This window comes from Hallella seregens ATCC 51272 (genome assembly GCF_000518545.1).
In the GTDB taxonomy this organism is placed as follows: Bacteria; Bacteroidota; Bacteroidia; order Bacteroidales; family Bacteroidaceae; genus Prevotella; species Prevotella seregens.
This window is the reverse complement of sequence record NZ_JADU01000024.1, coordinates 1-22,745: the sequence shown is the minus strand read 5'-3', so window position 1 is coordinate 22,745 and position 22,745 is coordinate 1. Positions and strand designations below refer to the sequence as shown.

The following is a 22,745-nucleotide window of genomic DNA, read 5'->3' as shown; positions in this document are numbered from 1 at the left end:
TAGGGTTATGCCTTAATGTCTTGGTCTTTCTTTTGGTTTGCGATGGCGGTCTTGATAAAGTCTACAAAAAGCGGGTGCGGCTTGAGCACCGTACTCTGATACTCCGGATGGAACTGGGTGCCGATATACCATTTTAGTCCGGGTATCTCAACAATCTCCACAAGATCGCTCTCCGGATTGCGTCCCACGCACATCATGCCGTTGCGCTCAAACTCTTGCTGATAGTCGTTGTTGAATTCATAACGGTGGCGATGGCGCTCCTGAATATGCTCCTGCTTGTAGATGTCGAGCACGCGGGAATCCTGCTTGAGCACGCATTCGTAGGCGCCCAGACGCATGGTGCCGCCCATGTTGGTGATATTTTTCTGCTCCTCCATGATGTCGATGACATTGTGTGGTGTCTTCTCATCGATTTCGCGCGAGTTGGCATCGGCATAGCCCAGCACGTTGCGGGCAAACTCGATAACCATCATCTGCATGCCCAGACAGATGCCGAATGTCGGGATGTCATGGGTGCGGGTGTAGTGGGCGGCAATAATTTTGCCCTCGATGCCACGCTGGCCGAAGCCCGGACATATCACGATGCCGTCCTGGCCGGAGAGTTTTTCGCCCACATTCTCTTCGGTGATATACTCCGAGTTGATGAAGTTGATCTTGATTTTATGGTCGTTGTAGGTGGCTGCATGCGAGAGGCTTTCACGAATACTCTTGTAGGCGTCCTGCAGGTCGTACTTGCCAACAAGACCGATGTTCACGATTTCCGCAGCTCGCTTGCGGCGCTCCAGGAAAGCCTTCCACGGCCCCAGCTCGGGAGTCTCGCCGATGGGCTCGCCCACCTTGCGCAGGATGGCAGTGTCAAGTCCTTGGTTCTGCATGTTTACCGGAACCTCGTAGATGGAGGGCAAATCCTCGCTCTGCACCACGCAGTCGAAGTCGACGTTGCAGAAATTGGCGACTTTCCGGCGGATGGCATCATCAAGATGTTTCTCCGTCCGCATGATGAGCACGTCGGGCTGAATGCCCACACTCTGCAACTCTTTCACCGAGTGCTGGGTGGGTTTGGTCTTCAGCTCGCCGGCCGCTTTCAGGTAGGGAATGTAGGTCAGGTGTACGTTCACGGCATTGCGCCCCAGTTCCCATTTCATCTGGCGGATGGCCTCGAGGAACGGTGCGCTCTCAATGTCTCCAATGGTTCCGCCTATCTCTGTAATTACAAAGTCGTAATGGTATTTCCGCCCAAGCTGTTTGATGTTGCGTTTGATTTCGTCCGTGATGTGGGGCACCACCTGAATGGTCTTGCCCAGATAGTCTCCACGTCGCTCCTTGTCAATGACTGCCTTGTAGATGCGCCCCGTGGTCATGGAATTGGCCTTGGTGGTCTTGATGCCCGTGAACCGTTCGTAGTGTCCCAGGTCAAGGTCGGTCTCCATGCCGTCTACGGTGACATAGCACTCGCCGTGCTCGTAAGGGTTGAGTGTGCCCGGGTCAATGTTGATGTACGGGTCGAACTTTTGAATGGTGATGTTGTAGCCCCTCGCCTGTAAGAGTTTGCCTATCGACGAAGAAATGATTCCTTTTCCAAGTGAAGAAACCACGCCACCTGTGACGAAGATATACTTTGTTTCTGCCACAATCTTTTGTTGTTAAAGAGTTATTGATATTTTGTTGCAAAGTTAGCACAATTTTATGAGACGGGCAACAAATCATTTTGAAACTTTGGGCACGGACTGACGAACATGAAGAAAATACTCCGCAATGCTGATACTTTGGACAATAATGCGTAACTTTGCGGACAAAAGAGGGCGTGTTTGCCCTGCTTTGACAGACCAAACATCGAAATAAGAATTCATGAAATACCTTTTCTCCCACCGTGTCCTGACCGTTTCACTCGGCATTCTGACCTTGGCGTTGCTGCCCATAGAGGCCCAGGCGCAAGGCCGTTTGCGGCTGTCCCACCGCCCCATGCGCCATGCTTGGACAGGCGAAGACGTGTTTGTTCGCAGCTATTCCGACTCGTTGCGCACTTTTGCCGACTCGCTTTTCCACAAGGAAATCAAGGTCACCGGGCAACTCACCAATCTGGATGTGGCACCCGTTTTCCTGCCACTCACATTCTATAAGGATATTAGCCGGAAGGCTTTCTCGCTTGACAGCAGACTGTCGCCTACAGACAGTCTGCTGTTGAACATGTATCTCCGCCGTCCCGACTTGGTGCGAAACACCCAGAACCAACTGGAGAAAGCGGGGCCGACACTGGCTCCTGCAACGGTGACCGAGCGGCCCACGGTTATCGTGAAACAGGCCACTCCCATAGAGCCCGAGAGCCAGCCGGTAGACGTGGTGGTATTAAAGCCAAATTTCTGGACAATCAATGGCGACTACTTTCTCCAGTTTCTTCAGAATTATATCTCGGGAAACTGGTATAAAGGAGGCGAGAGCAACTACTCGATGGTGGGTGCGCTGACCTTGGAAGCCAACTACAACAACAAGCAGAAACTGCGGTGGGACAACAAGCTGGAAATGAAACTGGGCTTCCAGACATCCCGCAGCGACTCCCTGCACAAGCTCAAGACTTCGTCCGACCTGTTGCGCTACACCGGCAAACTTGGTCTTCAAGCCACGAAACGTTGGTACTATACGTTCCAGCTACTTGCCTACACGCAGTTCATGCGAAACTATAAGGCCAACCAGCGTTCCGTCCTTTCAGACTTCGCCTCGCCGGCCAACGTGAATGTCTCGCTCGGTATGGACTATTCGGCAAGCTGGTTGAAGAATCGGCTTACGGGTACCATCCACTTGGCTCCGCTGGCCTACAACCTCAAGTATGTGGGGCGCCTGTCACTGTCCAAACGCTACGGCCTTGACGAGGGCAGGCACACCATGCACGACCTCGGCTCGCAGCTTACCTTGGATATGAAGTGGAAATTTGCAGACAACATGCTGTGGCAGACCCGCCTCTACAGCTACACCACCTATGAGCGTTCGGAGTTGGAGTGGGAGAATACGTTTACTTTCCAGTTCAACAGGTATATTTCGACCAAACTTTTTGTTTATCCCCGATTCGACGACGATACCAATCGCGACGACCATCATGGCTATTGGCAGTTCAAGGAGTATATTTCCCTGGGCTTTTCCTACAGTTTCTGACGCTCCGCCAGTTAGAATTCAAACTGCACGCGGGCGTTGAATTGCCGGCTGGTGAGATAGTTGGGCACGGCATATTGCTGGCTCGTCACGTCTGTAATCCAGTAGTATGAATTCACGTTGTTGATGCCAAGCAGGTTCAGGCAGTCCACCCCCAGCCAGATGTTGCGGAAGATACTCTTGCGCGAACGGCTCTGATTGTCGAGCAGACGGTAGCTCATGCCGATGTCGGCACGCCGATAAGCCGGTGCCCTAAAGCTGTTGTTTTCCAGTTCTTTGTGCGGAGCAGAGAAGGGCAACCCGTCGGCAATGGCCAGCTTGAGACTCATCTTCCAGCGTGTGGTACCGGGAAAAAAGTCCTTGAAAAACAGGTTGAGTGCATAGCGTTGGTCGGTGGGCAGGGGGATGGCACGGCCGTTGAGTTTCATCCGTGTGTTCATCAGCGAGAGCGAAACCCACGAGTCACTGCCCGGCACGAACTCGCCAAAGAGCTTCAGATCGAGGCCGGCGGCATGTCCGCTGGCCTCGTTGTTGCCATAGTACACCACCTTGACGTTGTTCACCGAGTAGGGTACAAGGTTGTCCAGCAGCTTGTAATACACCTCCGCAGTGAACTTGTACGGCCGGTTGTTCATGGAGAACCTATAATCCATACCGCCAATGAAGTGAATGGATCGCTGGCTTTTGATCTTGCGGTTCAGCGTGGCGTAGGTGATGCCGCGGACGGTCGACGTGTCGCGCAGCTCTTTGAAGAACGGAGCCTGATAGTACAAGCCCGTGGCCAGACGCAGTGTCATGTTGTGACTGAAGGCCGGAATGATGCCCAACGAGACGCGCGGCGAGAGCAGAGACTCCTTATTGAAGTTCCAGTGCGAGAAGCGCACGCCGTAGTTCAGCGTGAAGAGCGTGTGCTCGCCAGCCGACCGAAAGCGCCAAGTGTCCTGTAGATACACTTCCAAGCGGTTGGCATTGAGCTCGTTGCGGGCGCGCAAAGAATAGATCATATACAGGTCCTTGCCCGTGTGGGGCACACTGTATCCTGCCGAGTCGCGCATCTCGTACTCGCCCGACTGCTCTTCGATGTGTTCCATCTTGTAGGTCAGCCCACCCTCTATGTTGTGCTGGCGGGCCGTGTGCTTTGCCAGCAATTTGATGCTTTCCACGTGTGCCTTGAGATAGTTGCGCGCGTGTTCAAAGTAGGTGCCCACGCCCAGATTCTCCGAGGTCTCGGTTTGCGTGAGCCAGTACTGGCCCTGAATGTCGTAGCGTTCTTGCTCGCTGGTGGAGTAGGCCGAGCCGATGAGCGACACTGACGTGGAGTCGCCGTAGTGGCGGGTCAGGCCCAGACTGCCGAAAAACGTGCGGAAACGGTCTTTCTCCTGCCCGTCGAAGTAGACGCGGAAAGCGCGCACATTGTCCAGTGTGCCGAATTTTGTCTCCCGGTCCTTGGGGTAGAAGTTGTAGTGATTGTCCGAGATATTGCCGATGAAGTCCACGCTCCAGCGTTTGTTGGGGCGGAAGTTCAGATAGGTCTGATAGTCAAGGAAGTTGGGTCTGTACTCTCCATTGGTTTCCAGCGAGCCAAGCAGATACCGCGTGGTCTTGTATCTCACGCCGTTAGCCCAGGCCAGCTTCTTGTTTGCAAAGCCCACATAGGCGCTTGCGCCCAGCAGCGAGGCAGTGGCATTGGCCTCGAATCGGCGCGGGCGGCGATAGGTAATGTCGAGTGCCGACGACATCTTGTCGCCATATTTGGCCTCGAATCCGCCGGTGGAGAACCCAATGCGATCCACCATGTCGGGGTTGATGACCGAGAGACCTTCCTGTTGCCCGCTGCGCACGAGGAAAGGACGGAACACCTCCACATTATTTATATAGACGGAGTTCTCGTCGAATGAGCCACCGCGCACGTTGTACTGCGACGACAGTTCCGAGTGGGTGGACACGCCGGCCTGGCTCTGGATGAGTTCCTCCACGGCGTTGCCCGTGGTCGAGGGTATGGCTTTCAGGGCGTCGGTAGAGAGTTCCTGCGTCTGTCCCGACTGTATTTTCTGTCCTGTCACATTCACTTCGCCCAATGCGTTGGACTCCTCGTAGAGCACGATTTGTAGGGTCTGCGTACCCTTGGGACGGTGCAGCACACGCGTCTTCGTGCGGTAGCCCAGCATGGAGAACCTCACCACCACCGAGTCGGCCGAGTGGAGTGACAGCTGGAATTCGCCTTTGAGCGAGGTCACCGTGGCCTTGCCCTGCGACAGGCAGGAGACGCTGGCCAGTTCTATGGGGTTATTGTTGTCGTCGGAGACACGGCCGCGCAGCGTGAATGTCTGCGCCGCCACCGATATTGTGCAGGCCAAAAGCGTGGCTAGAACCAGGAATCTTTGTTTCATCTTGGGAATAACGCCGTGCGCGCCGCTTTATTGTGGACGGAGCCTGGGCCCCTGCAAGGTGGCACGCCACGCCGTGGCGGCGGCTACTCCCGGTAGAACCAGGAGGCCATGCGGTTGAAAGCCTCGATGGAAAAGCGGAACCAACGGTATTTGGCCACGGGCTTGCCGCCGAAGCTCAGGATGAACTGGCGGAAGGGATTCTGCGGGAATGGCAGTCCCACATCGAGGAAAAAGATGTGGGCGTAGTTGTGTTTCCAGGCCCAGACAATGGCCTGCCACACCGTCATGAGGTTGGGGTGCAGGTGGGGATAAGACTTTCGGCGCGAGGCCAGATACCATAGATAGGCGTTGCCCGCCGAGTAGACACACACGCAGCCGCCAATGATTTTGCCCTTAAAAGTGGTGACAAAGATGCGTGCATGGCGGCTTTCGTAGAGTGCCTGTACCTGGCTCTCGGGCGGGATGATGCGGCGCAGCTTGAGCCGATAGTAGTTGCGCAGCAGCCGGTGGAAAGCGTGCACCTCCTCGGACGAACGGGCCTCGCGCGTCTCTACACCCTGCTGGCGGACGCGCGCGATGCGCCCGCGCATCTTGTCGGTGAGCCGTTCTTCGGGCGGTTTGGAGTGGAGCGAGTTGTGCACCTCCTGCCAACTCACGGGGAAATAGCCGTTCTGCCGCAGGTAGCGGTAGCCGAACATCTTGCGCGAGAGGTCGCTGAACTCGATGTAAAGGCACAGCCGGCGGCGCAGCTTGCGGGTCAGCACGGCAAGCATTTGCCCGAACACTTCCTCGCTGGTCTCGTCGTCGGCATATTCGCCTTCGCTGTAAATGCGTCCCTGGGTATAGAGAAAAGGTGGAAACCAAGTGCACCGGCGGCGGATGATGGCCAGCAGATGGCCCATCACGCGCCCGGCTGCATCGGTGGCCACGGCCATGTAGGGGCGCTGCCCGGAGGTCTTCTCAATCATGTGGAAGAGCTCTGAACTGTGGAAGAAGTTGCTGCAAGTCATCTCCGGCAAAACCTCTCCCGTGGAATAAAGTCTCACCCGATAAGTTTCCATACGGCAAAGTTAGCAAAAAAACCGTAACCTGCAACCCTTTCGTCTGCTTTCTTTTTCGTAACTTTGCAAGGACTCGCAACAAATACACTAATCGCAAATATATGACAGATTTCAAGACTTTGGTGCAGCAGCGGCGCAGCCACCGCCAGTTCACCACCGAGCCGGTGAGCGCCGACGACCTGCAATTGATTCTGCGTGCAGCACTCATGTCGCCCACCTCCAAGGGGCAGCGCAACTGGCAGTTTGCCGTGGTAGACAATCTCACCGACATCGAAAAGCTCTCGGATGCCAAGCAGACGGGGGGGCAATTCATGAAAGGCGCCCCGCTGGCCATTGTGGTCATGGGCGACCCCGAGGCCAACGACTGCTGGGTGGAAGACGGCAGCATCGCCGCCATTTCTATGCAGTATCAGGCCGAAGAGCTGGGGCTGGGCAGCTGCTGGGTGCAGATGCGCGGCCGCGGACTGGCCGACGGGCACTCGGCCAGCGAGGTGATTCGCGGTATTCTGAACCTGCCCGGGCAGCTGGAAGTGCTGTGCGTGCTCGCCGTCGGCCATCCCGCCGACGAGCGTAGACCGCAAAGTGAGGACCGGTTGAAGTGGGAGAACGTCATCGTGCGGTCGGATGATTGATTACGATCTGACACGGATACGGGCCGTCATCTTCGACGTGGACGGCGTGCTCTCGGCCGAGACCATCGGCATGGACGACGGTGGCATGCCCGTGCGCACCATCAACATCAAGGACGGCTACGCCATTCAGCTGGCGGTCAAGATGGGCCTGCGCATCGTCATCATGACGGGGGGTAGCTCTGAAGCCATCCGTAGCCGCTATGCTTATCTGGGTGTGGACGACATCTACATGAAGTGCGCGGTGAAGATACAGTCGTATGAGGCCTTCCTGGCCAAGTACGAACTGCGCGACGAGGAAGTGATCTACATGGGCGACGACATCCCCGACTACGAGATTATGCGCCGTGTGGGCTGTGCCTGCTGTCCGGCCGACGCGTGCCCCGACGTGAAAGAGGTCTCCACCTATGTGTCCCAGCGGCGTGGCGGCTACGGCTGTGCGCGCGACGTGCTCGAGCAGGTGCTCCGTGCTCAAGGCAAGTGGCTGAGCGACGCCAAGGCCTTCGGGTGGTGATTTTTTAAGGGAGTTAGGGAGTTAAGGAGTGATGGAGTTCATGGAAAGAAGGAGTTAAAGGAGTTAAGGGAGTGATGGAGTTAAGACGGATGCACCGTAGGAAACGAATGTTCTCCTTACTTCAACACTTCCCATTCCTTGTATGCCACGGCATGTTCTCTCTTTTCCCAATGCCATCTCTCCCTGCTTCCCAAACTCCATTTCTTCGTATCATTTACCATTTGTCTTAACTCCCTACCTCCTTACCTCCTTAACTCCCAAACAAAACCATGAAGAAAATCATTCTGGCCAGCAACTCGCCGCGCCGCAAGGAACTGCTGGCAGGACTGGACGTAGACTTTGAAGTGCGCATCATCAAGGGTATAGACGAGAGCTATCCCGACACGCTGGACGTGACAGAGATAGCCCAATACATTGCCCAAAAGAAAGCGGCGCCCTACACGCTGGCCGACAACGAGATACTGCTCACGGCCGATACCGTGGTCGTGGTGGGCAGCGAGGTGCTGGGTAAGCCCCGCGACGCCGACGATGCCCGCCGCATGCTCCGCATGCTGAGCGGCCGTACGCATCAGGTGATTACCGGCGTGTGTCTCACCACGCCCGCCCGGCAACGACAGTTTTCGGTGGTGACTCAGGTCACTTTCAAGCCGCTCTCCGACGAGGAAATAGCCCATTACATCTCCTGCTACCGCCCGTTCGACAAGGCCGGGGCCTATGGCATTCAGGAATGGATAGGCTATATCGGCGTGACGGGCATTGAGGGCAGCTACTTCAACGTGATGGGGCTGCCCGTGCAGCGCATCTATGAGGAGCTGCAGCACATGGACTGACGGGCCGACGGCACGGCCGGCGCAAAAGCTCTGCGCCGTCATCGCGTCGCGACAAGGCCGTTTTCGCATGCCGATTACGGCGTTTTCGCCCCGCCATTACGCCGTAGAGATCGGGCGATCAAGGCGTTTTCGCAAGCACCCTGCGGCGGCGCGGTTCTTGCCCGCCAGGCGTTTTAAAACAAAAATCTACTGAAAACCAATCAAATACACTTACTTATGAAAAAGAAGATTCGACTTCTCGGCAGCGTGGCGCTCACGGTTTCGGCCCCCGTCGCTGCGCAGCAGCCTGCCCGGCAGGCCACTCCCGACCGGCCCAACATTGTGTTTATCCTGGCCGACGACATGGGTTATGGCGACCTGCACTGCTATGGCAACGACTACATTCAGACCCCCAACATCGACCGGCTGGCCGCCACGGGCACCCGCTTCAGCCAGTGCTATGCCGGCAGCGGCATCTCCTCGCCCTCGCGCTGCTCGCTCATGACGGGCAAGAACACGGGCAGCACGCGCATCCGCGACAACCAGTGCCCCGTGGGAGGAATCCGTGGCATGAAAGTGTCGCCCCGTGGCGACACCACCTATATACGGCGGGCCAACCTGCTGCCCGAGGACACCACGCTGGCCACCGTGGTGGGGACGGCAGGCTACCGCAGCTGTCTGGTGAACAAATGGCACCTCGACGGCTACGACCCGGGCGCGTCGCCCAACCACCGCGGCTTCGACGAGTTTTACGGCTGGACCATTTCAACCGTCATCAGCAACGGTACATACTTCTACTATCCCTCCTACCGCATCCATGGTGACAGCCTTGTGCGGGTGAGCGAGAACGCCCACGACGCCCATGTGCGGCACAACACCGAGATCTCGACCGACGACGCCATCGCTTTCATCCACCGCGAGAAGGACCATCCATTCTTCCTCTTTCTGGCCTACGACGCCCCGCACGAACCCTACCACATCGACGACACCTCATGGTATGACGACCGTGGCGACTGGACGGCCGACACCAAGCGGTATGCCGCCCTCGTGAGCCACATGGACTATAATATAGGTAGAGTGGTGGGCGCGCTGGACGCTTTGGGGCTGCGCGAGAACACCATCATTATCTTTGCAAGCGACAATGGGGCGGCCGTGATGGCCCCGCTCAAGGAGCTGAACTGTGGTGCCGGACTGCGTGGACACAAGGGACAGCTCTACGAAGGCGGCATCCGTGTGCCGCTCATCGTGAACCAACCCGGCCGCATTCCCGTGCAGCGGCTGGACAATCTGGTCTATTTCCCCGACATGATGCCCACTCTTGCCGCCCTCACGGGCAGCTCCAAGGCCCTGCCTCAAGGGCTGAACGGCATGAACATTCTGCCGCTGTTCTATGGCCGGGAGGTGGACACCGACCACCGGTTGCTCTACTGGGAGTTTCCGGGCAAGCAGCGCGCCGCACGCCGGGGCGACTGGAAAGCCGTGACCGTGTCGCCCGGGAAACCGCTCGAACTCTACAACATTCGTGAGGACATGACCGAGAGTCACAACCTGGCCGACCGTTATCCTGAGCTGGTGGAGCAGTTCGACCGGGAAATGCGCGCCCAGCATCATCCCTCGCCCTGCTGGCCGCTGCCAGGGGAGAAACCAGCCGCGCAGCCCTGACCGCGGGACGGCATGGCCCTGACGGCCGGCCGCAGCGGCCAAGAAAAAGCCCTGTCCTGACGCTTTGCCGGCGTCGGGACAGGGCTTGTCATAGGGGAGGGGCCGTGCGCCCGAGGGGTCAGACGGCGATGTCGCGGTTCACGTTCTTGGAGCCCCAGAGGGCATAGAACAGCATATAGGCCATGGCCAGCAGCGGCACCACGTAGGAGAACATGAAGCCGGCCGTGTCGGCGATGCCGTTTTGCACGAGGGGCAGGATGCCGCCGCCCACCACCATGGTCATAAAGATGCCGCTGGCCTGAGCCGTGTATTTGCCCAGTCCCTCGGTGGCGAGGTTGAAAATGCAGCTCCACATCACCGACGTGCACAGACCGCAGAGCACCAGCAGGATGGCGCTGAGCGGCAGCGTGGTCGACTCGAAGCCCGAACCCGTGAACACAGGCATGCTTCCTGTGATGGTCTTGGGCAGGAAGACGGCCAGCAGAATGAGGGCGATGCCCAGGCTGGTGGCGGCAATCATCATGGCGCGGCTGGACACCTTGGAGGCGATGAGCCCGGCCACGAAGCGGCCTACGAGCATGAGGAACCAGTAGGTGCCGGCGGCAAAACCGCCGATGGTGGCCGCCGTGGACACGTCGAGACCGGCTCCGGCCGCGGTGGTGTCGGAGAGGTAGAAGTTGAGCGTGCCGGGAATGCCCACCTCGGTGCCCACGTAAACGAAGATGGCAATGACGCCGAGCGTGAAGTGGCGGAAAGCAAAGGGCGAGCGTTCAAAGGTGTGGTTGGAGGTGTCGTTGCCCTCGGGGTCGGCAATGGGAATGAAACTCAGAACGCAGAATGTGCCGGCAAAGATGGCCATGGCCAGATAGAGCACCACGTTGACGTCGGTGATGGCCGTGTCTTTGCTCACTGTACCGATGAGCGCGCCCACGAACATCGGGGTGAGCGTACCCATGAACGAGTTGAGCGTGCCGCCCACCTGCAGCAGCTGGTTGCCCTTGTTGCCGCCGCCGCCAAGCAGGTTGAGCATGGGGTTGACCACGGTGTTGAGCATGCACACCGAGATGCCGGCTACGAAAGCACCGAGCAGATAGACAAAGAAATTGGCGGGCAGGCCGATGAAAAGACTGTCGGTGAGAACCTGGCCGGAGAGGAATTGGATGAGCACGCCGAAGAAGCCGAAGGCAATGGCCAGCAGGGCCGTCTTCTTGTAACCCACTCTGACAAGGAGCCTGCCAGAGGGAATGCCCATGAAAAGATAGGCCAGGAAGTTCATCATGTTGCCCAGCATGCCGAGCGTATTACTGCCCAACAGGGCCGGTTGGTTTTTCCAAATGACGCCGATGGGCGCAGCAAGGTTGGTCACAAAGGCAATCATTCCGAAAAGGAAAATCATTGCAACGATCGCGATGGCGCGACCTTTCTGATAGGTACTGTTCATATTGATTTAAATTATTAGGATTTAATGGCGAGGGTAGATGGGGTGTCAAGGCAGCCGGCCCGCGAGCAACAGCGAGAAGCAGCGGCGGTATTCGCTCACCATCTCTTCGTGGCGGGCGCGGCCGTTGTTGTCGCGGAACACTTGAGTGAGTGAAAACTGGGGGTAGATTTCTTCATAGTGGTCAAGCATGGCCTGTTTGAAAGCCCGGGGATTGTTGGGATCCACATGGGCCGCCATGAGTACGTGGAGTGCAAAATTGCGGAAAAAATCGGTCACGTCGGCGGCCAGCGATGCCTGTGGCTGGGCCGGATGAGTGCTGGACGGTGATGTTTTCATGGCGTAAAGTTACGAAAAAGATTGGATATATTCCGCATGAGCCCGGCATATTTTGCTCTTTTAACGGCCGAACCCTTGAAAAGCCGCCTGTAGTCTTCCTCGGAGAGGTGCTGCCACTTCTCGCGGGTCATGGCCAGCAGTTCGGGTTTGGGCTGCAGCTCGGGCGTGGCGTTGGGAGTGGCAAAACGGTTCCAAGGACAGGCCTGCTGGCAGCGGTCGCAGCCATAGATGCAGTCGCCCATGGCCTCCCGGGCCTCTGGCGAGAGCTCGCCGCGGTTCTCGATGGTTTGGTAGGAGAGGCAGCGGCGGGCGTCGAAATCACGGTTGGGCAGCAGGGCGTGGGTGGGGCAGTGGTCGATGCAGCGGTGGCACGAGCCGCAGCGGTCGGGCATGGGCGTGTCATAACAGAGTTCAAAGTCGAGAAACAACTCGCCCAGGAAGAACATGCTGCCCGCCCGGGGGATGATGAGCTGCTGGTTGCGGCCTATCCATCCCAAGCCGGCCTGCACGGCCCAGTAGCGTTCGAGCACGGGGCCGCTGTCCACAAAGACGCGGTAGCGGGGGGCGTCGCCGGTGGTTTCCGGGGTGGGGGCATCATCGCCGGCCCGCCGGCGCAGGGCAAAGGCGGCCAGCTGGTGAAGCCGTCGCTTCAGCAGGTCGTGATAGTCCTGCCCCAGGGCGTAGGCGGCAATCTGGGGCTCGCCCTCGGGCAAGGTGCGGGCCGGGGCATAGCTGGCGGCCACGCAGACGATGGTCTGCAGCCCGTCCATGAGCAGACGCGGGTCGATGCGCTTGTCCAGATAGTTGTGCATCCAGTCCATGTCGGCGTTCATGCCGCTGTCGAGCCACTGCCGCAGATGGCGTTCGGCGGCGGCCGACACGCGGTCGGCACGGGCCATGCCACAGGCAAAAAAGCCCAGACGCTTTGCCTCGGCCTTGATTTCTTGGGTGAGCTGCTCGTTGGATGTCATGGCGTGTGGCCTTGCCGGTTAGTCGAACACCTTGAAGGCATAGCCCTGTTCCTTGAGCCAGCGCAGGGCCTCGGGCAGGGCGGTGTGCAGCTTGTCGATGCTCTTCACCGAGTCGTGAAAGGTGATGATGGAGCCGTTGCGCGCATACCGCTTTACGTTGCGCACCACATCGTCGGCGGTGAGCCACTTGGAATAGTCGCGGGTCACGAGATCCCACATTACAATCTTGTACTTGCGCTGCAGCCACCAGTACACCGAGTGACGCATCCAGCCGTGCGGCGGGCGGAAGAGATGGGATTTGATAAGCTCGTTGGCCTGTGCCGTGTTCAGGGCATAGGTGATGGTCCAGTGTTTGAAGGCTCCGATATGGTTGAAGGTGTGGTTGCCCACCTGATGGCCTTCGGCCACGATTCGATTGTAGAGGTCGTGATAGCGCAACACATTTTCGCCCACCATGAAGAAAGTAGCCTTGGCGTCAAACTCGCGCAGGGTGTCGAGAATGAAAGGGGTCGATGCGGGAATGGGCCCGTCGTCGAACGTGAGATAGACCGCATGCTCGTGGGGATCCATGCGCCACAGGGCGGCAGGGTAAAGCCAGCGGAGCCATTTGGCAGGTTGCTCTATAAACATATCATCGGTGAATGAGGGGTTGCAGACCTGAAAATAGGAATCATGGCCCGTCGGGAGAGGCCATGATTCCTAATTCGAGCGTTTGGGCGAGGGGAGGAAATTTTAGTTTTCCAGCAACTGTCCGCCCTTGCCTATGTACGTAGCGTAATAGTTGTTGAGCTGCGTTCTGCGCTTGGCGGCCAGCTGCTTGTCGACCATGGCCGTAATCTCTGCCACCTGCGACATGATGGTGAACTGCACCATGCAGTCGCGCTGTGCGCCGTCGAAGCGCACGCCGGTGAGCGTGAGATAGTAGGCCTCGTACTGGCTGGCGTTGTCCCATACGGCCTGTAGCACCTCGAGGGCTTTCTTCTTTTGGCCCAGCAGAGCGTAGGCACGGGCAATGTCGGTGCCGCCGCTCATGTAGTTCATGGGCACGTTGTAGGTAGGAATCACCTGCTCGGCTTTCTCAAGCACCTTGAGGGCCTTGCCGTTTTTCTGCTCTGCAATGAGGTGCAGGGCCAGCTGGCCGAAGAGGCGGCGATGGGTGTAGCACATGCGCATGGTGGTTTCTTCCAGATAGAGTCCCTTGGTGGACAGGCCGCCGTAGCGGTAGCGGGTCATCAGATTGTTGTAGACTTTCTCCGTATCGAAGTTGGAAGCACCTTTCACATTGGTGAGGAACGGTGAGATGCGGTTGGCCAGACCTTCCTGAATGAAGTTGTCGCCCAGGTTCATATAGTTCTCTTGGCCCACGGTGAGGGCCACGTAGATGGGACGTGTCCAGTTGCAGTGGGCTATCATTTCCAGCATCATCAGGTCGCCTTTGTACAGGGCATTCTTGCCTTTGAGCGAGATGACCATGCGGTCGGGGATGGTGTCGCTGGCCATCATCATACCGCTGCGCTTCACGGCAGCCTTGTCAATGGTGACGTAGAGCGTGTCGGTGGGAATGACGTGCATGTCTTGCTGGCGGGAGCGCACCCAGTATTTCATGATGTTGGCCACCTCGAAAGGATTGTCGCCGAACTGTGCCTTGGCTTCGGCAGGGTTCTGCTTGTAGAAGTCGAGCACCTGCTGCTTCAGGCCGGCCTGCACTTCTACATACTCGTTGGTGCCCGAGCAGAAGTCGAGTCGCGGCCAGGTGATGGGCACAGAGGGCGATTGATAGGCCGGGCGCTTCATCTGGTCGATGTACCAGTCGGTCTGCAAATAGCTGAGGTTGCAGACGCGGGCATCGGTGCGCACGCCCTCCACTTCCTGATTGTACCAGAGCGGGAAAGTGTCGTTGTCGCCGTTGGTGAAGATGATGGGGTTGCCCTTGTCCTGCAAGGTCATGAGATAGTTCTGGCCGAAGTCGCGGCAAGTGTAGCGGTTGGAGCGGTCGTGGTCGTCCCAGGTCTGGCTGGCCATCTGGATGGGAACGAGCAGACACAGCAGCGATACCGCGGCGGTGGCTGCCACGTTGTCGAGTTTCAGATACTTCTTCATCAGGTCGATGATGGCGGCCACACCCATGCCACACCAGATGGCAAAGGCGTAGAACGAACCGGCGTAGGCGTAGTCGCGCTCGCGTGGCTGCACTGGAGTCTGGTTCAGATAGATGACAATGGCCAGGCCCGTCATGAAGAAGAGGAAGAACACCACCCAGAATTGGCGGATGCCGCGGCGGCCGCGGAAGGCTTGCCAGAACAGACCGATGATGCCCAGCAACAGGGGCAGACAGTAGAACACGTTGTGCCCTTTGTTGGTCTTCAGGTCGTTGGGCAGCTTGCTCTGGTCGCCCAGACGGGCGTTGTCGATGAACGGGATGCCCGTAATCCAGTTGCCGTGCTCCAGTTCGCCGTTGCCTTGAATGTCGTTTTGGCGGCCGGCGAAGTTCCACATGAAGTAGCGCCAGTACATGAAATTGCACTGATAGGAGAGGAAGAAGCGCAGATTGTCCAGCTGCGAGGGCACCTTCACGGTCATGGCCTCGCCGCAACGGTCGTAGGGTACCTCCGTGCCGTCCACGCCGCCCATCCACGATTCATAGTCCTGTGTGTGGCTGGCATCGTACATGCGCGGGAAGAGCATGTTCTGGGCATACACATATTTGCTCTTGTGCGACACCACGAAGTAGGAGTCTTTCTCGTCTTTCGAGGCCTTTTCCTTTCGGCTGTAGATAGGCGCACCCTCTTGTTTCCTGGGGATGCACATGTTGCCCTCCTGGTCCAGAGCCACCTGCGAGGTATAGGCCTGGCCGTAGAGGAGGGGACGGTCGCCGTACTGGTCGCGGCTCAGATAGTTGCCCAGGGTGAAGATGTCCTCGGGAGAGTTCTGGTCCATGGGCGGATTGGCATCCGAGCGAATCACGATGAGTGCATAGCTGGAGTAGCCAATCATCAGCATCAGTATGCAGAGCAGGGCCGTATTCTTGAACCGGGAGGTCACCAGATACACGGGTTTCTTGTTCACCATCTTCTTGCGGTCGAGCAGTATAAAGGCGGCGGCAAGGATGACGACGCCGATAACGACGGCACTCCAGCCGTAGCCGTAGAACGGAATGCCGATAAGACCGAAAGCCACGAGGAACGAAACGTTCTCCCGTTTCTTGTTCAGGCCCACATAGCTTTCGTAGATGGCCCACAGCACGGCGGCCACCAGCAGGACGATGTAAATCATCAGGCCCGTGTTGAAAGGCATGCCCAGTACGTTGACAAACAGCAGCTCGAACCACCCGCCGACGGTGACAATGCCGGGCACCACGCCGTAGAGTACGGCGGCCACAATGACAAACGAGATGAGCAGCGCGATGAGCGACCCCTTGGTTTCCACGTCGGGGAAGCGACGATAACAGTACACCAGCACGATGGCCGGCAGGCAGAGCAGGTTGAGCAGGTGCACGCCGATGCTCAGTCCGGTCATGTAGAAGATGAGCACCAGCCAGCGGTCGGCATGCGGCTCGTCGGCATGGTCCTCCCATTTCAGGATGAGCCAGAACACGACGGCCGTGAAAGCCGAGGAGTAGGCGTACACTTCGCCTTCGACAGCAGAGAACCAGAACGTGTCCGAGAACGTGTAAATCAGTGCGCCGACCATGCCACTGGCCTCAATGGCAATGGTTTTGCCCAATGTGAGTGCGGCCCAGTCTTTCATGATGAGCTTGCGCGTCAGGTGGGTGATGGTCCAGAAAAGGAACATGATGGTCGTGGCCGAGAGCAGTGCGCTCATCGTGTTGACCATGCGGGCCACCTGGCCCGGGTCGCTGACAAACTGGCTGAAGAGATTGGCCGTCAGCATGAAGAACGGCGCCCCGGGGGGGTGGCCAATCTCGAGTTTGTAGCCGGTCGTGATAAACTCGGGGCAGTCCCAGAACGAGGCTGTCGGCTCAATGGTAGAGCAATATACGAAAGCGGCAATCAAGAAAGCCAGCCATCCCAGCACATTGTCTACTAATCTGTACTGTTTCATTTATAGTTTAAAATTGAGTAATCGCGAAAAATCCCTGCAAAGATAGTAAAAAGCAGAGAGAGAACGGCGTAACGGCATCGGTTTTTCACTTTTTTTGCCAGTTGTCTTTTATCAGTGCTTCGGAATTGTAGGGCCACACCCCCTGTGTGGCCGCCGAAACAAACGGGGCATGAGGATTTGAAAGACAACGATAACAACCGCAAACAACGCTGTGCCCCCGGTATTGCCATTGTTATGTGTGTTGGTCCCCGTTGTCTTTGCTAAACCATCAAAAAACGGGAAGTGAACATTTCCTGCAGGAAATTCATCCAAGACAACGGGAAGTGAACATTTCCCGCAGGAAATTCGTCCAAGACAACGGGAAGTGAACATTTCCCGCAGGAAATTCATCCAAGACAACGGGAAGTGAACATTTCCCGCAGGAAATTTGTCCAAGACAACGGGAAGTGAACGTTGCAGAGCTGCAAAAAGGTCTCAAGACAAATGCCGGCCCCCTACAGAGACACCATGAACCACAGTAGTAATCGGAATGGCAATATTGAAAAGCTGTGCGGGCTGAACGAGGCGCTGTCTTTACAGGCGCGTAATCTGCTTGACGCCTTTCACGGTGCTGAGTTTGCGGATGAGCGTCTGGAGACGGGCAGTGTCTTCGAGCTGCACCACCAGGTTGCCTGAGAACAATCCGTCGTGCGAATCGATGTTGATGGATCGCATCACGATTTTCTCGTCCTTGGAAATGATGTTGGTGATGTTGGAGATAATGCCGATGTCGTCGTTGCCGATGATGCGCAGGGTGATGGCATACTTCGACGCACTCTTGCCGCTCCATCGTGCCCGGACGATGCGATAGCCGAAGCGCCGCCGCAGTTCGGGAGCATTGGGGCAGCCCGTGCGGTGAATCTTGATGCCGCCGCTCACGGTGACGAAGCCGAAGATATCGTCGCCATAGATGGGGTTGCAGCAGGGAGCCAGCTGGTAGTCGATGCCCTTGAGGTTCTGGTCGATGGTCAGCACGTCCTCTTTTTCGCGGGTCATTTCCTGTTCGGGGCTCTCGAAAGAGAAGTTCTCGGCCGAGCGAATCTCTTTTTCCTTGGTCGCGTTCTGGAGATGGTCGCGCACTTCCAGATACTTCTCGATGATGTCGTTGCAGTCCAGCTTGCCGTCGGCAATCTGTTTGTAGAAGTCGGAAACCTCCTTGAACCCCAGCTTTTTGACAAGGTGTCCCATGATGCTTTCCTCGAGATCCACCTTGCGGTTCTTGAACCGGCGTTCGAGCATTTCCTTGGCATAGAGTCCATCCTTGACGGTGGTCTCCTTGAGGGCCAGCCGGATTTTGGATTTGGCCTTGGTGGTTTTCACCAGGTTGAGCCAGTCGCGCTTGGGTGTCTGGTTGCTTTGGGTGATCACCTCCACGGAGTCGCCCGAGTGCAGCTGCTCGCGCATGGGCACCGCGTGGCCGTTGATGCGTCCGCCCACGCAGGTGTTGCCCAGCTTGGAGTGTATGCGGTAGGCAAAGTCGAGGATGGTGGCTCCAGCCGGGAATTTGAAGAGGTCGCCTTTCGGAGTGAACACATACACCTCTTCGGGAGCCAGCGACATCTTGAACTGATCCATCACCTGGAGGTTGTCTCCGGCTTCGAGGGCGGTGCGGATGTTGGCCAGCCAGTCGTCCATGTGGCCGCCGCTCTTGATGCCTTTGTACCGCCAGTGGGCGGCCAGACCGTGTTCGGCAATGTCGTCCATGCGTTCGGTGCGAATCTGCACCTCCACCCACTTGTTGTCAGGACCGAGTACAGTGATGTGCAGACTCTCGTAGCCGTTCGACTTCGGCATGGAGAGCCAGTCGCGCAGACGCTTGGGATTGGGCTGGTACATGTCGGTGACGATGGAGTAGGCCTGCCAGCACTGTTGCTTTTCACGGTCGATCGGCGAGTCGATGATAATGCGTATGGCAAAGAGATCGTAGATGCCCTCGAAGCCGCACTTCTGTTTTTTCATCTTCTGCCAGATGGAATGGATGGACTTGGTGCGCCCTTTCATGTGGAATTTTAGGCCGGCCACCTCGAGTCGTTGCCGGATGGGGCCGATGAACTGCTCGATGTAGGCGTCGCGCGAACGCTTGGTTGCATTGAGCTTCTCCTTAATCATGTAGTAGGCATCGTGCTCCAGATACTTCAGCGAAAGGTCTTCGAGTTCGCTCTTGAGCGTGTAGAGGCCCAGCTTGTGGGCCAGCGGGGCATAGAGATAGCTGGCTTCTTCGGCCACCTCGTGCTGGGCACTCTTGTTGGAAGTGTCGCGTATCTGCCGCATGATATTCACGCGATCGGCTATCATGATGAGGATGACGCGCATGTCCTCGGCAAAGCTCAACAGCAGATTGCGGAAGTTCTCACTCTCGATGACGGGATTCTTCTCGTAGAGTTTCTGTATCTTGGCCAGACCCTGAATGATGTGGGCCACGTCGTTGCCAAACTTCCCGCGGATGTCGTCGGCCGTCTCCGGCTCGCCGGTAAGGCTTCCATAGAGCAGGGTGGCAATCACTCCGTCGCGCCGCAGCCCTATTTCGTCCACGGCAATCTGGGCTGTCTGTAGCGCGGTGAGCACTGGATTGAGTCCGAAAACGTCGCGGTGGATATGTCCGCCGTCCATGCCTTGGCGGATGTAGGCTTCCAGCGCGGCCTCGTCGGCAGGGAGCAGCGAGGGGCCGATGGCCGTGCGTAGATGGCTGCGTATGCCCTCGGCGGCTTGCTGTTCTTCGGGGGTAAAGGTGAATGTCTCTTCCATGTGCTTGGGTGATGGGATGGGAATGCCTGCGGTTAGTCCTCCAGGCACTTGTCGAGTTCGGCCTCGATGGCCTTGCGGTCCATGTCCTGACCGATGAAGACTATCTTCTGCATGCGGTCGCCATACTGCTCGTCCCAGTCTTTCCGGACGCTGGGATTGCGCTCCTTGAACTGTTTCAGCTTGTCCTTGGGCATGGTGGCATACCACTGGCCGGCGTTGGTAATGTTGAACTGCCGGCCCGACTGCTCAAAGAGGTAGCAGGTGTCCGGCTCGTCGCGAAAGTAGCAAATGCCCTTGGCCCTGATGATGCTGCGCGGCCAGCGGGAAGACACCATCTCGTCGAAGCGGCCCAGATTCATGGCCGGGCGGCGGCGGTACACGAAGGTCTGGATGCCATACTCCAGCGCCTCGCCCGATTCTTCGTTCTCCAGTTCCTCGTCTTCGTCCTCCATGGCTTCGATCCAGCGGGCCGAAGTGGCCACTTTTTCAAAGTCGAAGGCGTGGGTGTTGAGTATCTTGTCAAGCTCCACGTCGCCGTAGTTGCACTCCATAATGGTGGCTTGGGGCTGTATCTCGCGGATGATGCCCTTGAGGTGGGCCAGGTCCTTGGGGCTGATCTCGGCCGCTTTGTTGAGCAGGATGATGTTGCAGAACTCTATTTGCTGAATCACGAGGCTGGCCAGGTCTTCCTCGCCCATGTCTTTCTTCTTCAGTTCCTCGCCCAGTCCGAACTCGTCGCGCATGCGCAGGGCGTCCACAACGGTCACAATGGCGTCCAGTCGGGCGGCTCCGTTCTTCAGTGCTTCGGGGGCCAGCAGCTTCGGATAAGTACTGATGGTCTGGGCGATGGGGGCGGGCTCGCAGATGCCGCTGGCCTCGATGACAATATAATCGAACTGTCGGGTGCTGATGATGTCGTTCAGTTGCTTCACAAGATCCATCTTCAACGTGCAGCAGATGCAGCCGTTTTGCAGGGCCACCAGGCTGTCGTCGTCCTGCCCCACGATGCCTCCTTGCTGGATGAGGCTGGCATCGATGTTCACCTCTCCTATATCGTTGACGATGACGGCAAACTTGATGCCCCGCTCGTTGGCAAGGATGCGGTTGAGTAATGTGGTCTTGCCGCTGCCCAGATAACCGGTGAGCAGCAGCACGGGCGTTTCCTGATGATTCATGTTTCTATTGACTTATTTTTAAAGGATGATTCGTTTGCACATCGTGTGGCTGCCCTTGGGGGCAGCCACCTGCAAAGTTACAAATTAAATGCCAAAAACGCCGTAGACGTCTAAAAAATGTGCTAACTTTGCACCATTAACAGTTTTTGATTGATGGACGAACAGAATCTCAAGGAAGAACAAATATTGATTAGCATCACGGGACAAGACCGCCCGGGGCTCACCGCCTCGGTGATGGGCATTCTGGCCCGCTATGATGCCAAGGTGCTGGACATTGGCCAGGCCGACATTCACTCCACTTTGTCACTGGGCATACTCATCCGCATCGACGAGCGCAGCTCGGGACAGGTGATGAAAGAACTGCTCTTCAAGGCCACTGCACTCGGTGTGAACATCGGTTTCTCGCCGATTGCCGACGACGAGTACGAGGCCTGGGTGGACCGACAAGGCAAGAACCGCTACATTCTGACGGTGATAGGTCGCACGCTGTCGGCCCGCGAGATAGAGCGTGCAGCCAACATTGTGGCGGCCCAGGGCCTCAACATCGACTCCATTCTGCGGCTCACCGGCCGCATGAGTATCAAGCATCCCGAGCGCAACGTGCGGGCCTGCATCGAGTTTTCGCTGCGTGGAACACCCGTGGACCGCGCCGCCATGCAGGCCGAACTCATGCAGCTTTCGCAGGACATGGAGATAGATTTCTCGTTCCAGAAAGACGACATGTACCGGCGCATGCGCCGTCTCATCTGCTTCGACATGGACTCCACGCTCATCCAGACCGAGTGCATCGACGAGCTGGCCGCGCGTGCCGGCGTGGGCGAGCAGGTGCGCGCCATCACCGAGCGGGCCATGCGCGGCGAGATAGACTTCAAGGAAAGCTTCACCGAGCGGGTGGCCCTGCTCAAGGGCCTCGACGTGAGCGTGATGCAGGACATTGCCGAGCAGCTCCCCATCACCGAGGGCGTGCCCCGCCTTATGGAGGTGCTCAAGCGGTGTGGGTACAAGATTGCCATCCTCAGCGGCGGCTTCACCTACTTCGGCGAATACCTGCAGCGCAAGTTCGGCATCGACTATGTGTATGCCAACGAACTTGAAATCGACGACAACGACAAGCTCACCGGCCGATATGTAGGCGATGTTGTGGACGGCCGCCGCAAGGCAGAGCTGCTCAAACTCATAGCCCAGGTGGAGAAAGTGCATTTAGCCCAGACCATCGCCGTGGGCGACGGGGCCAACGACCTGCCGATGATTAGCGAGGCCGGACTGGGCATTGCTTTCCACGCCAAGCCGCGCGTGGTGGCCAATGCGCGCCAGAGCATCAACACGCTGGGCCTCGACGGCGTGCTCTATTTCTTGGGATTCAAAGACAGCTATCTGGGGGATCAGGGCCGCCTTTAGGCCCGCTCCGGATCGCTGTGGGCCGGTTCTTTCCCGCTTTGCCCGTGGGTCTCCTCCGAATCGCTGTACACGGGCGAGGTGTCGAAGTAGTTGATGCCCCAGGCCGAGTTTTTAATATGGCCTGAAGAAGAATCCTTTTTCATGCCGGTGCGAAAACGCCCGAAAGGGTCTGCGACCTTTATATAATAAGGTGTTCAATATTTAAGTAAAACGGCACGCATGGACTATGCGGACGGGTACCCCCAAAGGTGTGTATCCACCTTTTACCCTTTTACTTTTTACTCTTTTTTCTTGCTTGTTTCCCAAACATTCACTACCTTTGCACCGCATTTGTCGCAAAACATGTACACCATTAAGAGATACAACAGA

Annotated in this window: 17 protein-coding genes; 6 read left to right on the top strand and 11 right to left on the bottom strand. The window is 57.4% G+C overall.

Translation table 11 applies throughout. The annotated features are described in order from the left end of the window. Positions 1-5: 5 nt before the first annotated feature. Positions 6-1,631, bottom strand: coding sequence for a CTP synthase (locus tag L888_RS0108365; protein ID WP_027952568.1), 1,626 nt, complete (start codon positions 1,629-1,631; stop codon positions 6-8). A 217-nt stretch (positions 1,632-1,848) separates the two neighbouring features. Between L888_RS0108365 and L888_RS0108360 the strand changes: the two genes are divergently transcribed. Beyond that, positions 1,849-3,147, top strand: coding sequence for a DUF3078 domain-containing protein (locus L888_RS0108360; protein ID WP_027952567.1), 1,299 nt, complete (start codon positions 1,849-1,851; stop codon positions 3,145-3,147). 11 nt (positions 3,148-3,158) lie between these two features. On the opposite strand, the gene L888_RS0108355 is transcribed toward L888_RS0108360, so the two are convergent. After that, positions 3,159-5,534 carry a TonB-dependent receptor gene (locus tag L888_RS0108355; protein WP_027952566.1) on the bottom strand — a complete coding sequence of 792 codons (2,376 nt, stop codon included), beginning with the start codon at positions 5,532-5,534 and terminating at the stop codon, positions 3,159-3,161. Positions 5,535-5,617: 83 nt separating this feature from the next. Further along, positions 5,618-6,595, bottom strand: coding sequence for a GNAT family N-acetyltransferase (locus L888_RS0108350; RefSeq protein ID WP_027952565.1), 978 nt, complete (start codon positions 6,593-6,595; stop codon positions 5,618-5,620). A gap of 101 nt (positions 6,596-6,696) precedes the next feature. On the opposite strand from L888_RS0108350, the gene L888_RS0108345 reads away from it, so the two are divergent. The 4 genes from L888_RS0108345 (at position 6,697) to L888_RS0108330 (ending at position 10,209) form a co-directional block, all read left to right on the top strand. Next, positions 6,697-7,227, top strand: a complete 531-nt coding sequence (locus L888_RS0108345; protein WP_027952564.1) for a nitroreductase family protein — start codon at positions 6,697-6,699, stop codon at positions 7,225-7,227. Continuing rightward, positions 7,220-7,738: a KdsC family phosphatase gene (locus L888_RS0108340; RefSeq protein ID WP_005843645.1), complete on the top strand. Its 519-nt coding sequence runs from the start codon at positions 7,220-7,222 to the stop codon at positions 7,736-7,738. The genes L888_RS0108345 and L888_RS0108340 overlap by 8 nt, the downstream gene beginning before the upstream one ends. A gap of 269 nt (positions 7,739-8,007) precedes the next feature. Continuing rightward, positions 8,008-8,568 carry a Maf-like protein gene (locus L888_RS0108335; RefSeq protein WP_027952563.1) on the top strand — a complete coding sequence of 187 codons (561 nt, stop codon included), beginning with the start codon at positions 8,008-8,010 and terminating at the stop codon, positions 8,566-8,568. A gap of 216 nt (positions 8,569-8,784) precedes the next feature. Next, positions 8,785-10,209, top strand: a complete 1,425-nt coding sequence (locus L888_RS0108330) for a sulfatase-like hydrolase/transferase (RefSeq protein ID WP_027952562.1) — start codon at positions 8,785-8,787, stop codon at positions 10,207-10,209. A 118-nt stretch (positions 10,210-10,327) separates the two neighbouring features. Here L888_RS0108330 and L888_RS0108325 read toward each other — a convergent pair whose 3' ends face one another. The 7 genes from L888_RS0108325 to L888_RS0108295 all read right to left on the bottom strand — a co-directional run bounded on the left by L888_RS0108325 (position 10,328) and on the right by L888_RS0108295 (position 20,978). Beyond that, a complete protein-coding gene (locus L888_RS0108325; protein WP_027952561.1) occupies positions 10,328-11,650 on the bottom strand; it encodes an MFS transporter in 1,323 nt (440 codons plus the stop codon). A 45-nt stretch (positions 11,651-11,695) separates the two neighbouring features. Continuing rightward, complete coding sequence (locus tag L888_RS0108320; RefSeq protein WP_027952560.1) at positions 11,696-11,986, bottom strand: hypothetical protein; 291 nt, start codon at positions 11,984-11,986, stop codon at positions 11,696-11,698. Next, positions 11,983-12,957, bottom strand: a complete 975-nt coding sequence (gene queG / locus L888_RS0108315; RefSeq protein ID WP_027952559.1) for a tRNA epoxyqueuosine(34) reductase QueG — start codon at positions 12,955-12,957, stop codon at positions 11,983-11,985. The genes L888_RS0108320 and queG overlap by 4 nt, the downstream gene beginning before the upstream one ends. Positions 12,958-12,975: 18 nt before the next feature. Then, positions 12,976-13,587 (bottom strand): polysaccharide deacetylase family protein, encoded by a 612-nt coding sequence (locus L888_RS0108310; RefSeq protein WP_027952558.1) that lies wholly within the window; start codon positions 13,585-13,587, stop codon positions 12,976-12,978. Between the two features lie 102 nt (positions 13,588-13,689). After that, a complete protein-coding gene (locus L888_RS0108305) occupies positions 13,690-17,019 on the bottom strand; it encodes a glycosyltransferase family 117 protein (protein WP_027952557.1) in 3,330 nt (1,109 codons plus the stop codon). Positions 17,020-17,592: 573 nt separating this feature from the next. After that, positions 17,593-19,803 carry a RelA/SpoT family protein gene (locus L888_RS0108300; RefSeq protein ID WP_027952556.1) on the bottom strand — a complete coding sequence of 737 codons (2,211 nt, stop codon included), beginning with the start codon at positions 19,801-19,803 and terminating at the stop codon, positions 17,593-17,595. A gap of 32 nt (positions 19,804-19,835) precedes the next feature. Beyond that, positions 19,836-20,978 carry a CobW family GTP-binding protein gene (locus L888_RS0108295; RefSeq protein ID WP_027952555.1) on the bottom strand — a complete coding sequence of 381 codons (1,143 nt, stop codon included), beginning with the start codon at positions 20,976-20,978 and terminating at the stop codon, positions 19,836-19,838. 153 nt (positions 20,979-21,131) lie between these two features. On the opposite strand from L888_RS0108295, the gene serB reads away from it, so the two are divergent. Then, positions 21,132-22,376, top strand: a complete 1,245-nt coding sequence (gene serB, locus L888_RS0108290; protein WP_027952554.1) for a phosphoserine phosphatase SerB — start codon at positions 21,132-21,134, stop codon at positions 22,374-22,376. Here serB and L888_RS14490 read toward each other — a convergent pair. After that, positions 22,373-22,519 carry a hypothetical protein gene (locus L888_RS14490; protein WP_005843623.1) on the bottom strand — a complete coding sequence of 49 codons (147 nt, stop codon included), beginning with the start codon at positions 22,517-22,519 and terminating at the stop codon, positions 22,373-22,375. The two genes, serB and L888_RS14490, sit on opposite strands and share 4 nt — an antisense overlap. Positions 22,520-22,745 lie beyond the last annotated feature (226 nt).

Coding starts and splice junctions, on each gene's coding strand:
- L888_RS0108360 (WP_027952567.1), top strand. CDS start 1,849: ATGAAATACCTTTTCTCCCACCGTGTCCTGACCGTTTCACTCGGCATT.
- L888_RS0108355 (WP_027952566.1), bottom strand. CDS start 5,534: ATGAAACAAAGATTCCTGGTTCTAGCCACGCTTTTGGCCTGCACAATA.
- L888_RS0108350 (WP_027952565.1), bottom strand. CDS start 6,595: ATGGAAACTTATCGGGTGAGACTTTATTCCACGGGAGAGGTTTTGCCG.
- L888_RS0108345 (WP_027952564.1), top strand. CDS start 6,697: ATGACAGATTTCAAGACTTTGGTGCAGCAGCGGCGCAGCCACCGCCAG.
- L888_RS0108340 (WP_005843645.1), top strand. CDS start 7,220: ATGATTGATTACGATCTGACACGGATACGGGCCGTCATCTTCGACGTG.
- L888_RS0108335 (WP_027952563.1), top strand. CDS start 8,008: ATGAAGAAAATCATTCTGGCCAGCAACTCGCCGCGCCGCAAGGAACTG.
- L888_RS0108330 (WP_027952562.1), top strand. CDS start 8,785: ATGAAAAAGAAGATTCGACTTCTCGGCAGCGTGGCGCTCACGGTTTCG.
- L888_RS0108325 (WP_027952561.1), bottom strand. CDS start 11,650: ATGAACAGTACCTATCAGAAAGGTCGCGCCATCGCGATCGTTGCAATG.
- L888_RS0108320 (WP_027952560.1), bottom strand. CDS start 11,986: ATGAAAACATCACCGTCCAGCACTCATCCGGCCCAGCCACAGGCATCG.
- queG (WP_027952559.1), bottom strand. CDS start 12,957: ATGACATCCAACGAGCAGCTCACCCAAGAAATCAAGGCCGAGGCAAAG.
- L888_RS0108310 (WP_027952558.1), bottom strand. CDS start 13,587: ATGTTTATAGAGCAACCTGCCAAATGGCTCCGCTGGCTTTACCCTGCC.
- L888_RS0108305 (WP_027952557.1), bottom strand. CDS start 17,019: ATGAAACAGTACAGATTAGTAGACAATGTGCTGGGATGGCTGGCTTTC.
- L888_RS0108300 (WP_027952556.1), bottom strand. CDS start 19,803: ATGGAAGAGACATTCACCTTTACCCCCGAAGAACAGCAAGCCGCCGAG.
- L888_RS0108295 (WP_027952555.1), bottom strand. CDS start 20,978: ATGAATCATCAGGAAACGCCCGTGCTGCTGCTCACCGGTTATCTGGGC.
- serB (WP_027952554.1), top strand. CDS start 21,132: ATGGACGAACAGAATCTCAAGGAAGAACAAATATTGATTAGCATCACG.
- L888_RS14490 (WP_005843623.1), bottom strand. CDS start 22,519: ATGAAAAAGGATTCTTCTTCAGGCCATATTAAAAACTCGGCCTGGGGC.